This window comes from Atribacteraceae bacterium (assembly GCA_035477455.1).
GTDB lineage: Bacteria > Atribacterota > Atribacteria > Atribacterales > Atribacteraceae > DATIKP01.
Genome location: DATIKP010000056.1, coordinates 1 through 12,620, shown reverse-complemented (window position 1 = coordinate 12,620; position 12,620 = coordinate 1). Strand labels below are relative to the sequence as shown.

Sequence of the window (12,620 nt, the reverse complement as noted above, 5' to 3'; positions counted from 1 at the left end):
GTCGGTGCATCGCTGGCCCTTGGCCTCTCAGAAGCGCCGTTTGAAGGACCGCTCGGTGCCTGTCGAATAGCCCTGATCGGTGACCGGTACGTGGTTAATCCAACCCTCCAGGAAGTGAGCGAGAGCCAGTTGGACTTGGTCATTTCTGGAACCGAGACGGGTATCACCATGATTGAGGCCGTAGCGAAGGAAGTGAGCGAAGATGAGGTCATGGAAGCCCTGCACATTGGCTATGAACAGGTCTTGACCGTTATCGGAGCTCAAAAAGAACTAATCACGAAGTTCGGTCTCCCTAAAAAAGTGATCCAGCCACCGCCGTTCCTGTATGAAATCGAACAATACCTGCGGGAGAACTATGGACGGCGCATCGATGAAACCGTGGCCATCTCCGGGAAGTCCGAACGCCAGGTGGAAATGAGGTTACTGGAAAAGCAAGCCCAGCAGGAAGTGCGGGAAAAATTTGAAAAGACCGGTGGTTTTGTCCCGAGCTGGGAAAAGATCGTCAAAGAAAAAATCCGGGACCTGGTGATCGACAGCGGGCGCCGGCAGGACGGCCGGACCCCCGGGGAAATCCGGCCGGTATCCTGTGAGGTTGGGGTGCTGCCCCGCACTCATGGCTCGGCCCTGTTTACCCGGGGTCAGACCCAGTCATTGGTTATCACCACCCTGGGGGCTTCCAGCGAAGAGCAGAAGGTCGATGGTCTTCAGGACGAGGAAGCCAGGCGATTTATGCTCCACTACAACTTTCCGTCTTTCAGTGTCGGTGAAGTCCGGCCGATGCGCGGGCCGGGCCGTCGGGAAGTCGGTCACGGCGCGCTGGCGGAGCGGGCCCTGGAATACTTCATTCCCCCGGAAGAGAACTTTCCGTATACTATCCGGGTGGTCTCCGAAATCCTTGAATCGAACGGATCCTCTTCCATGGCCTCTGTGTGCGGCTCCAGCCTGTCGCTCATGGATGCCGGAGTTCCGGTTAAGAAGGCCTGCGCCGGCCTGTCGATCGGTCTGATCCGTTCCGGGAACAGGCGGGTGCTCCTGCGGGACATCCTGGGTTCGGAAGATCATTACGGTGAGATGGACTTTAAAGTGGCGGGAAGTAGTCGGGGGATCACCGCTATCCAGTTGGATGTCAAAAACACCGGTCTTGAACTGGATCTATTCCGGGACGCCCTTGCCGAAGCCCGGGAAGGGCGGGCGCAGATTCTCGAAATCATGAACTCGGTCATCGATAAACCTCGCAGCGCACTCTCCAGTTACGCTCCGAAAATTGCTATTATAGAAATCAACCCGGACAAGATCGGAGCGGTGATCGGTCCCGGTGGAAAAGTCATCAAAAAGATCGTCGAAGAAACCGGAGCGGATATCGATATTCAGGACGACGGCCGGATCATCGTGTTTTCCCGAACAAACGAGGGGAAAGAAAAAGCCATTGAGTTGATCAAGTCGATCACCCAGGAAGTCGAGATTGGAAAAGTCTATCTGGGTAAAGTGGTGAGAATCACCGACTTTGGAGCGTTTGTGGAGATATTCCCCGGCCGTGACGGTCTGTGCCATATTTCTCAGTTCTCCAGAGAGCGGATTCGCAAAGTGGAAGATGTCGTGAATGTTGGTGACAATCTGCTGGTCAAAGTAGTCGGTATCGACGCCATGGGCAAAATCAGCCTGAGTCATAAAGAAGCGACATCAAATACGGGTCTGGACGCGGGCTCGATGGGAAACACCTCGTCCCAGGAGCGCCGGGGCCGGGAGAGAGACCGCGGGCGACCTCATTCCCCCAAGGGGAGGTAAATGGTCCTTTATTGGACATTATGCCCGGTAAGCCAATTACGGTCCTTAGTGTTTCCATTATTATCCTTTTTGCGCTCTATGCGCTTTTAGCCCTGGCATCGTTTGATGTGGGTATTTTCGGAAAAATGGTTGGAAATACTCTCCTCAGGGGGTTCGGTGTCGGGGCTTATGCCGTACCGTTTCTCCTATTCTGTCTCGCCTATGAGATCGCCCGCTTTTCCCGAACCGGCAAATTCCGGTCGATTGGAAGACTCGCTGGTTTGACCAGTTGGTTTTTCATTTTTCTTACCCTCAGCCAGTGGAGGGCCTATGCGTCCGGATTCTACCTCGAAACCGGGGCCTTTGCCGGTCTCACCGGTGAAGGTTTGTACCGCCTGCTGTCCTATTATTTGGGAGACAGTGGGATGCTTTTATTCCTGTTTCTACTGGCGTTTCTGGGTACCTTTGCCATCGGGGAAGGGCGTTGGGTCCGTTCCCTGTTCGGATTGGTTGGACGGATGCGGGACACTTTGGCAGCTGTCCCTTTTATCCGGAAGAAAGACGAGAGGGAGCTGACCCCCGAGCCCCGCCGAGTTCTTCGACATAAACCGCCCGAATCGCTACAGAAGTACTGGCCGGAAGATGTAACCTTCACTCCGAAGGAGATCCCGGAGGCGGGTAGGGGGCCGAAAGTGTATGAGATGGAGACCGGTGAAACCCTGTCCGAGGTCTGCGACGACAGTTTCAATCCGGATGATCTGGTGGTGCAGTCAGGGTCGGGCGGCCGGCAAAGCGCTAAGGCTCCGCGGGGTAATAGGCCGCGACGTAAAGGGGCGCTTTCCGGGAAGAAGCCCGGTAATGTCCGGTCACGATGGACGCTTCCCGAGACCGGACTTCTGGACGAATACGCTTCGCGGACTCAACGGGTGAGCCCGACGGAAGTTCAACATGGTATTTTACGCCTGGAACAGACGCTGTCTGAATTCAGTGTCGCCGGGAAAGTGGTCAACGTGATGGTGGGACCGACGATCACCCGCTACGAGTTCCAGCCCGCCCCGGGTGTGAAGGTGAACAAAATCACCAGTTTGTCCAACGACATCGCTTTGTCTTTTGCCGCTGCCGCGGTCCGAATTGAGGCCCCGATTCCGGGAAAGTCGGCGGTCGGGATCGAGATTCCCAACGAGCACAAGGAGATCGTTTCTTTCCGAGAACTGGTGGAAAGCAAGGTTTTTCAGAGGAATCCCTCTCCCCTCCTGATGGCTCTGGGGAAAGACGTAACCGGAAAACTGCTCGCCTGGGATATGAAAAATGCTCCTCACCTTTTGATTGCCGGAGCGACGGGATCCGGGAAAAGTGTTTGTATCAACTCGATCCTGGCCAGCTTTCTCTTTCGGGCCGATCCGAATCAGCTCCGGATCGCCCTGATCGATCCAAAAAAAGTGGAGCTTTCCCTGTATACCGATCTTCCCCACCTTTGTGCGCCGGTCATCTCCGAGGTTCGGTGGGTGGTCAAATTCCTGAAGTGGATGTGCCGGGAAATGGATTCCCGGTACCATCTCCTGTCCGACCTCTCGACCCGGAACATCGAGGAATACAACGCCCTGGTTGAGGAAAATGAACGATTACCTTACGTGGTGGTGGTGATCGACGAATTGGCGGACCTGATGATGACCGCACCCGCCGACGTGGAAGCCTATATCTGCCGGTTGGCCCAAATGGCCCGCGCGGTTGGCATCCACCTCCTGTTGGCTACCCAACGGCCGTCGGTGGACGTCATTACCGGTTTGATCAAGGCCAATTTTCCCTCGCGGTTGGCCTTCGCAGTTTCGTCCCAGGCGGATTCAAAAACGATTCTTGATGGGGTCGGTGCAGAAAAACTGCTGGGCAATGGCGATCTTCTTTTTTCCCCGGTGGGGATCAACAAAGCCATCCGGGGCCAGGGGGCCTACTTGAGTACGTCGGAAACCAAGCGGGTTGTGGAACACTGGTTGAGCAATTCCGGGGAGATCAATTACCCCATGGAATTTATTCTGAAAGACGACGTCGAAGATGATCTAGAGGAAGAGGAAGAACTGTATCGGGAAGCGATCTCCATCGTGGTGGAAAACGGTAAGGCATCGACCTCGCTTCTCCAAAGACGCCTGCGCATCGGATTCAACCGGGCTGCCCGGTTGATTGAAAAGATGGAGCGGGACGGCGTCGTTGGACCGTATGAGGGGAGTAAGCCACGGAAAGTTATGGTGAACAAAGGAGATTAAGTTAGATGAATGAGGAAGGAAGAATCGGTATCGGAGAAACGCTGAAGCGTGCCCGGGAAGAAAAAGGTCTTTCCCTCCAGGAAGTGGAAACCAGGACATTTGTTCTGCGCAAACACCTGGAAGCACTGGAGGAAGAAAAATGGAAAGATATCCCTGGATCATCCTACGCCCTCGGATACTTGAAAATATACAGCAAGTTTTTACAACTCGATGAAGCCGGCTTGGTCGAGCGGTTTAAAAAAGACCTAATTTTTAAACCCCCGGATCGCCGGGACCCGGAGCGGGTTACAAGAAAACCTGTAGTCAAAAAAACAGTCAAAAAAGCAGTCAAAAAAGCTCGCTCACAAATGTTTCGCAAACTGCTCACCGGTCTGGTGGTAGCCACGGTTTTTTTTATCGGTTTTTTCTTCTTATTGATTACCGGCCGGGGACAGTTTTTCATTGGGCAGCAGATTCCTGTTACGCCAACCCCTGATATCGTCGCGGTTACTCCCACCGTGAGCCCACCGACCCTTCCGGAAGAAGAGGAGATCTTGGCACCGGAACCGGAGGTATTCGTTCTGAATTTGCGCTTGATTCCGGAAGACCTGGCTTGGTTAGAAGTGCGATCCGCTGGACGAAATATCTTTACCGGAATCCTGATCCCAGGGAAGGAATACGTGCTACGGTCGCATTCCTTGCTCGAGCTGAGCGGTCGGGACGGCGACCGGGTCCGCCTGGTTTTGAATGAACAGGAAGAAGGTTTGCTGGCTGAGGGAGGAGAGGCCTTCACCAGGCTTTTCCGCCCATGAAAACGATATCCTTCGTCACTCTCGGTTGTGATAAAAACCGGGTCGATTCTGAAGTGGTGCTGGGAAAGCTCTTTGCCAGAGGTTATACTGCGGTCGAGTCTCCGGAAAAGGCAGACTGGATCATCCTCAACACCTGCGCCTTTCAGGATGAGGCCTGTGCGGAAAGCCGGGGATGGATCGAGAAAATTTCCGCCATTCGGCGCTCCAGCCCGCACAAACGAGTCTTGGTGATAGGGTGCTACCCCCAGCGCTTCCACACTGCGGCATCCCGGGAATTTCCCTTTGTTGACTTTTGGATTGGGATCAACGATTTTCCCCGGATAGTGGAGATTATCGAACAGGACCACCCAGGCATTTGGGTGGACTCGCCTCCTTTTCTCTACAATGAACGGACCGAGCGGGTCCTGTCTACGCCGGAGCACTACGCTTATGTCAAAATAGCGGAGGGGTGTGCGAACCGCTGCACTTTCTGTATCATACCCCGCATCCGGGGACCGCTGCGCAGCCGGACGATCGAGTCGGTCGTCGGGGAAGTAAAGAACCTGTGTAACCGGGGGATACGGGAGATCATTCTCTTGGCCCAGGATCTGGGGGCGTATGGTCTAGACCGCTATGCCCGGCGTTTCCTCCCCGATCTTCTCCTGTCTTTGGGCCGGGTCATGCCCCGGGACCGCTGGTTGCGACTGCTCTATCTTTCACCGGAAAGCTTGGATGACCGGCTCATCGCCACGATGGCCACCGTGCCCCAGGTTGTTCCTTTTCTTGATATTCCTCTGCAACATGCTGATCCGGGCATTTTGCGCCGGATGGGGCGATTCGATAATCCTGTCGAGATACGCGACCGGATTATCCGTGCCCGGAAAGCACTTCCGGGATTGGTTGTCCGCACCACATTCCTGCTCGGTTTCCCGGGAGAGGATGACGCTGCTTTTCAATCTCTCCTGGATTTTGTTACCGTGCTTCGTTTCGAGCGCTTGGGTGCGTTTTGTTACTCTGAGCAAGCCGAGGCTCCTTCGGCGGCACTCTTACCTAAGGTCCCCCCGGGAGTCGCCCGGGAACGCTACCGCCTCTTGCTGGAAACTCAGCACCAGTTGATGGAAGAATATCATCAGAGTCTGGTTGGGAAGACCCTCTCGGTGATTTTGGATTCGGCTCGACTCCGGAGAACCAGGAACCGCCGGAGCCGGGTCCTGACCGGCAGAACCTATGGGGATGCGCCGGAAGTGGACTGCCGGGTTATGGTGGACAGCCGCGGCCGTACAGAATTGCGCCCCGGTGCTGTTGTGCCCGTGACCATCACTCGCGGAGGACGTTTCGAGTTGGCGGGGGTGATTTCATGAAGGCGGTCGTGATATGCGTGGGAACTGAACTGGTCACTGGTCTGGTCAAGGACCGTAATGCCCGGTTCCTTACCGAACGATTGTTGGAAGGTGGGGTTTCGACCAGATTGGTCCTGTTCGTCCCAGATGACCGGAATGAGATTCGCCGGACCCTGGAGTTTGTCCTTTCCGATCCGGCAATTACCCTGGTGATTCTGACCGGCGGTCTGGGACCAACTGAAGACGACATCACTCGTGAGGCCATTTCGGAAACCATCGGCCGGCCCTTGGCTTTCGATAGGGCGAGCTGGACTGAGATCGAAGCGTTTTACCATTCACTGCGCCGGGCCGGGCCGCCTCCCAATAACCGCAAGCAGGCCATGTTCCCGGAAGGCGCTCGCATCCTTCCCAACGGCCGGGGAACGGCGCCGGGTTTTGCTCTAAAACACAATCACCAGACGATTTTCGTCATTCCCGGCGTCCCGGCCGAAGTGGAGTATTTCTGGGAGACTATCCGCTGTTCTATTACTCCCGAAGAGCTCCTCTATTTCCGTTCCCGGATTCTCCGATTTTGTGGCATTGGAGAATCGTCCCTCGAGGAACGGATCGCTCCCCATCTTGCCGATCTTCCCGGTTCCCTCAAGCCGGCCTTTCTCCCGAATTTTGGAGAAGTCTGGTTCTATCTCTATGGAGATGCACCCGATAGATCGGCGCGAGGCCAAGCGGAAGAAATCCTCGCAACCCTTGAAAACCAGCTACCCCGACACTGTTTTTCCCTCTACGGAGAAACCACCGAGGAAGCGGTGGGGACGCTGTTGAGCCGCCTGAATTACCGAGTGGCGGTGGCCGAATCCTGCACCGGCGGGATGTTGAGCGACCGATTGACTGCGGTTTCCGGGAGTTCGTGCTATTTTGACCGCGGCTATGTGGCCTACAGCAACTTAGCTAAACGTGAAGATCTCGCCGTTCCGGAGGAACTACTCATCACCCAAGGCGCGGTGAGTCGGGAAGTGGCCATCGCCCTTGCCGAATCGGTGCGCCGGAAAGCCGGGGTGGCATTCGGTCTGGGTCTTACCGGGATCGCCGGTCCACACGGCGGTACTTCCCAAAAACCGGTGGGCTTAGTCTATGTCGCCTGTGCAGGCCCGCAGGCAACCACCGTGGAACGTTTTCAATTTCCCGGGGAACGTCAGATCGTCAAACGCCTGGCCACCCAGTACGCCCTGAGCATGCTTTTTTCCGCCCTCCTGGAGAGCCGGGCGGGACGGGGAGGAACCGACTGATGTCTGAGCGATGCTTTCGGGCTTTCATCGCCGCCAACCTCTCGCCCCAAGCTGTAGACTTTATCCATCAAACGATCCAGGACCGGCGGAATCATTTTTCCAACACCAGATGGGTGGACCCGGGACGGGTCCATATTACCTTACGTTTCTTTGCGGGATTTTCCGAGGATAGCGTATCCAAAATCCGAGACCTTCTAAATTCCCTGTCCGGAACCACCCGGCCATTTCCTCTGCGCCTGGAAGGCCTGGGAGTGTTTCCTTCCTCCCGGCGGGCCCGGGTGCTGTGGCTGGGGATTGACTCGAACGCGTCTGCGGTGCTCAGGAACCTGGCTGCCCGCCTGGAACAAAGCCTGGGAACCCTGGGGTTTGAACGGGAAGAACGCTCCTTCCGCGCTCACGTCACCCTGGGACGGTTTTCCACCCCTCAGGCGATCGACATCCGTCAAATCCAGCTTTCCACCTCCTATGCAACTACGATCGACCGGCTTGCGTTTTACCAAAGCACCCTCACCCCCCAAGGTCCGGTCTACCGGGTATGGAGCGAAGCAAGGCTGGGAAAAGCAGGCGGAAAAACAGGCGGAAAAACAGGCGGAAAAACAGGCTATTAGGCGTAAGCTGTTAGGTTTTTAGATAAAACAAAAACTTGCATGGGTATTACCTAAAAAACCTGAAACGTTAAACACCTGCGGTCTGTAGTTCCAGAGTGAATTGAGGTGAGCAGTGTGAACGAAAAAGACGAGATGGTCCAACAGGCCATCGGTATGATTGAGAAAAAGTATGGTAAAGGATCTATCATGTTTTTGAACCGGGACAATTTGCTCGAAAACGTTGAGGTGATCAAGACCGGTTCCGTGCTTCTCAATATCGCGTTAGGGGTCGGTGGACTTCCCCGCGGCCGGGTGGTGGAAATTTTCGGTCCGGAAGGATCCGGCAAGACGACGATCGCCTTACACTCCATCGCCCAGGCCCAGAAACATGGCGGAATCGCGGCTTTCGTCGACGCCGAGCATGCTTTGGATCCGCACTATGTCGGGAAAATTGGGGTTCAATTCGACAAACTCCTGATCTCTCAACCGGATACCGCCGAAGAGGCCCTCGATATCGTTGACACCTTGGTCAGGAGCGGTGGGGTCGACGTGGTGGTTCTCGATTCGGTGGCGGCCCTGGTACCCCGGGTGGAATTGGAAGGGAGTATCGGTGACCAGACGATCGGCCTGCAGGCCCGTTTGATGTCTCAAGCCCTGCGCAAACTGACCGGCTATATCAGCAAGACTCGGACGGTAGCGATTTTCGTCAACCAACTTCGGGAGAAAATCGGAGTCATGTTTGGCCCCTCGGAAACTACTCCCGGGGGAAGAGCGTTGAAGTTTTACGCCAGCGTTAGAATCGATGTTCGGAAAAGGGATTTTATCAGGGATGGAAACGATCAAATCGTCGGGTCCAAAACCCGTCTGAAAGTAGTGAAGAACAAGGTGGCCTCGCCTTTCAAGGAAGTGGAGATCGAACTCTTCTATGGTGAAGGTATATCCCAGGAGGGAGAGATCGTGAATCTGGCTGAAGATACCAAAGTCTTGAAAAAATCGGGGAGTTGGTATTCCTTTGAGGAATTCCGACTGGGCCAGGGCCGGGACAATGTCCGGGCATATCTTCGGGAAAATCAGGATGTGGCCGAGAAAATCCTGATTGCCGCCCTGGAAAAAATGGAGGTATCCCCCCAGTTGGCCATGAATTGAGATGGAGAAGAAGCGGCGTTTTACTCCCCACGAACTGACTGCCTGGCTGTTGGGACAGAAAATGTTCACTCGGAAGGAACTCAGCGATCGACTGAAAAAAGAGGGGTTTTCCGAGAGGGAGATCCACGCCGCCTTCCACGATTTCGAACGCGACGGGTATATTGACGACCGGATGTTCATCGTACGTTATGTAGAGGACCGCCGGCGCTTCAGACCCCGAGGATACCATGCCCTCTACGGGGAACTGTTGCGGCGGGGAATTTCCCGAAGCAGGTTGGAACGGTTTCGGGAAAAATACTACCCGTTAGACCGGGAAGTTGAGGATGCCTACCGGCTCTTCACGGGCTGGGCCCAATCCCTCCCGGAAGAAATGAGCGAAAAAGTGCGCTATCGTCTGACCGGACGACTCCTGCGCCGCGGGTTTTCCGCGGAGGCGATCGAGTTGGCTTGGTCACGGTACCACGCCTGTGGGCCGTCAGACTATTCTTGACGGAGGAATAGTGGGTGCCTGGAATACGTTAACCTGAACTGTACATGGCACGTTGCTAACTGAATAAGGGGTGAATGGAAGACATGGCCATAGTCTATCTTATCATCGGTGTTTTGGCCGGTCTCGCGGTGGGTTTCTACTACAAGAACCTTCTGATGCAGCGATGTACCGAAGAAACCCGGAATACAGTCGAGAAGATGTTAAAAGATGCTTCCTTTCAGGCGGAAGCGATAAAAACGGAAGCCCTGTTGGCCGCGAAGGAAGAAATTTTGCGGGATAAACAATTGCTGGAAGAAGAGATACGCGATACCCGGAGAGAGTTGCAGGGGTTGGAAAACCGCTTGCTGCGCCGGGAAGAACTCAGTGAGCGCCGGACGGAACAGATCGAAAAGAAGGAGGAATCGCTTGCCCGGCTCCAGGAAAACAACGAAAAAACCCGTAACGAGATCCTCCGACTGAAAGAAATTCAGGAACAGGAACTGGTCCGGATCGCCGGATTGACTCACGAAGCGGCCCGGGTGGAAATTCTGGACCGAGTAGAAAAAAACTTGCAGTTTGAAATCGGGATGCGGATCAGGGATGCGGAGGAGCGGGCCCGCAAGGAATCGGAAAAGTTGGCCCGTGAAATCGTGGTTAATTCCATCCAGCGTTACGCCGCCGATTTCACCGCGGAAAATACCGTATCCGTGGTTTCATTGCCCAGTGACGATATGAAAGGCCGGATCATCGGCCGGGAAGGCCGGAACATCCGCACTTTCGAGATGATGACCGGGGTGGACCTGATAATCGACGATACTCCCGAGGCGGTGATTATCTCCTCTTTTGATCCGATCCGCCGGGAAATCGCCCGTCTCTCGCTGGAGAGGCTGATCGGGGACGGCCGGATTCATCCGGCCCGGATTGAAGAACTGATTGAAAAGGCCCGGATCCAGGTCGAGGAGCGAGTCATGCAGGAAGGAGAACAGGCCCTCTTCGACACCGGCATCAAGAACGTGAACCCGGACTTGGTCAAATTCCTGGGGAAACTGGTCTATCGCACCAGTTTCGGGCAGAATGTCCTCCAGCATTCTAAGGAAGTGGCCTTTTTCGCCGGGATGATGGCCACGGAATTGAGAATGAGCCCGACGCTCGCACGGCGGGCCGGACTGCTCCACGATATTGGCAAGGCCCAGAACCACGAGGCGGAAGGACCTCATGCCCGGATCGGCGCAGAGATCGCTGCGCGGTTTGGAGAAAGGTGGGAGATCGTCCATGCGATCGAAGCCCACCACAACGATATCGATCCGCAGACGATCGAGGCGGTCTTGATACAAGCCGCCGACGCGGTTTCGGCCTCCCGGCCCGGTGCCCGGCGGGAAGGCTTGGAATCCTATATCCGACGGTTGGAAAACCTGGAAAAAATCGCCAACGATTTCGATGGCGTGGAAAAATCATATGCCATTCAGGCTGGCCGGGAAGTCCGGATTTTGGTCAAACCGGAGAAAATTGACGATATTCAGGCGGTCAAACTCGCCCACGATATCGTCAAAAGGGTTGAGAAAGAACTCGAATACCCCGGACAGATCAAAGTGACGGTCATCCGGGAGACCAGGGCGGTTGAATACGCAAAATAGCTGGAGGAGGAACGCCCTTGCGGTTTCTCGTGATTGGAGACGTGGTCGGCAAGCCGGGCCGGAAACTGGTGAGCCATTACCTCGCGGAACTCCGCGAGGAATTGAGGATCGATGCGACGATCGTCAATGGAGAGAATGCGGCCGGTGGGTTGGGAATCACCCCGGAAGTCAGTGAAGAATTGTTTGCCTGCGGGGTAGACGTGATTACCACCGGCAACCATGTTTGGGATAAAAAGGAGATCATCGAATACCTGCCGACCCAGCGCCGTCTCCTCCGGCCCTTGAATTACCCGCCCGGGGTGCCGGGGGAAGGCTTTGTGCTCATTAGTGATCCCGTTGCGCCTTGGGCGGTGATCAACGCCAGCGGTCGGGTGTTCATGGGGGCGCTGGATTGTCCCTTTCAACGCATTGAGCAAGAATTGACACACCTTCGGCGGAGCACCCGGATTATCCTGGTCGATTTTCATGCCGAGGCGACTTCGGAAAAAATGGCGATGGGGTGGTTCCTGGACGGCCAGGTCTCCTGCCTGTTCGGGACCCATACCCACGTAGCCACCGCTGATGAACGGATCTTTCCCAACGGGACGGCTTACATCACCGATATCGGGATGACCGGGGCTCACGATTCGGTTATCGGGGTCGAAGTGGAGATCATACTTAACCGCTTCCTGACCGGCATGCCGGTAAAAAATGCCGTGGCTAAGGACAACCTTCGCTTGAACGGCATCGTGGTGGATATTGACCCAGCTAGCGGCAGAGCCAATGACATTTTCCGGGTGAGCCGGGGGTAGCGATTTTCTCAACCTGTTTTTTACGGATGTGATACCATGCAGTATCTTCTGCACACCTTCGGGTGCCAGATGAATAAAAGTCGGTCCGAACACCTGGCTTTTCTACTTCAGAAGGCGGGGTACCGGGAAGCTCCCCCCGGGGAGCGGGCTGACCTTCTTCTTTTTAATACCTGTGCGGTACGGGATCATGCCGTACACAAGGCAATCAGTGTCATCAATGGCTACATTGCCGGCTACCGGGGAGGAGACCTGCCGGTGGTTGTCGTTTTCGGCTGCCTTGCAGAGCTTATTCGGGAAGAGTTGGTCCGCCGGGTACCCGCGGTGCGGGTGGTCGCCGGAACCCGGAATATCGACGATATTCCTCGCCTGATCCGGGAAAGCGAGGGGCGACGGGCACCTGTTCTGAGCTTCAACGCAGCAGCGACGGATCCTTTCCGGGAACCGGGTTACCGGCGTAAACCCGGGCTGTCCACCTTTCTTCCCGTCACCTATGGCTGTGACAATTTCTGTAGCTACTGTGTCGTGCCCTACACCACCGGCCGCCAGACCAGCAAGTCCCTCAACCTCATCAGACAGGA

At 55.5% G+C, this 12,620-nt stretch carries 11 protein-coding genes; all 11 read left to right on the top strand.

From position 1 onward, the window contains the following. Positions 1-1,785: polyribonucleotide nucleotidyltransferase (locus VLH40_03220; GenBank protein HSV31019.1), on the top strand; the 1,785-nt coding region annotated here is incomplete at its 5' end. A gap of 20 nt (positions 1,786-1,805) precedes the next feature. Then, a complete protein-coding gene (locus VLH40_03215) occupies positions 1,806-4,022 on the top strand; it encodes a DNA translocase FtsK 4TM domain-containing protein (GenBank protein ID HSV31018.1) in 2,217 nt (738 codons plus the stop codon). Positions 4,023-4,027: 5 nt separating this feature from the next. Then, positions 4,028-4,813 (top strand): helix-turn-helix domain-containing protein, encoded by a 786-nt coding sequence (locus VLH40_03210; protein HSV31017.1) that lies wholly within the window; start codon positions 4,028-4,030, stop codon positions 4,811-4,813. Beyond that, positions 4,810-6,153: a 30S ribosomal protein S12 methylthiotransferase RimO gene (rimO, locus tag VLH40_03205; protein HSV31016.1), complete on the top strand. Its 1,344-nt coding sequence runs from the start codon at positions 4,810-4,812 to the stop codon at positions 6,151-6,153. Before VLH40_03210 ends, rimO begins: the two co-directional genes overlap by 4 nt. Further along, the gene (locus VLH40_03200; protein ID HSV31015.1) at positions 6,150-7,415 is read left to right on the top strand and encodes a CinA family nicotinamide mononucleotide deamidase-related protein; all 1,266 of its coding nucleotides are present in this window, start codon (positions 6,150-6,152) and stop codon (positions 7,413-7,415) included. The genes rimO and VLH40_03200 overlap by 4 nt, the downstream gene beginning before the upstream one ends. Then, positions 7,415-8,023, top strand: coding sequence for an RNA 2',3'-cyclic phosphodiesterase (gene thpR, locus VLH40_03195; GenBank protein ID HSV31014.1), 609 nt, complete (start codon positions 7,415-7,417; stop codon positions 8,021-8,023). Before VLH40_03200 ends, thpR begins: the two co-directional genes overlap by 1 nt. 114 nt (positions 8,024-8,137) lie before the next feature. Further along, entirely contained in the window at positions 8,138-9,148 is a 1,011-nt protein-coding gene (recA, locus tag VLH40_03190; protein HSV31013.1) for a recombinase RecA, read from the top strand. A gap of 1 nt (position 9,149) precedes the next feature. Further along, positions 9,150-9,638 carry a RecX family transcriptional regulator gene (locus tag VLH40_03185; protein ID HSV31012.1) on the top strand — a complete coding sequence of 163 codons (489 nt, stop codon included), beginning with the start codon at positions 9,150-9,152 and terminating at the stop codon, positions 9,636-9,638. An 83-nt stretch (positions 9,639-9,721) separates the two neighbouring features. Beyond that, entirely contained in the window at positions 9,722-11,251 is a 1,530-nt protein-coding gene (gene rny, locus VLH40_03180) for a ribonuclease Y (protein HSV31011.1), read from the top strand. Positions 11,252-11,268: 17 nt separating this feature from the next. After that, positions 11,269-12,042 carry a TIGR00282 family metallophosphoesterase gene (locus VLH40_03175; GenBank protein HSV31010.1) on the top strand — a complete coding sequence of 258 codons (774 nt, stop codon included), beginning with the start codon at positions 11,269-11,271 and terminating at the stop codon, positions 12,040-12,042. A 69-nt stretch (positions 12,043-12,111) separates the two neighbouring features. Further along, positions 12,112-12,620: hypothetical protein (locus VLH40_03170; GenBank protein ID HSV31009.1), on the top strand; the 509-nt coding region annotated here is incomplete at its 3' end.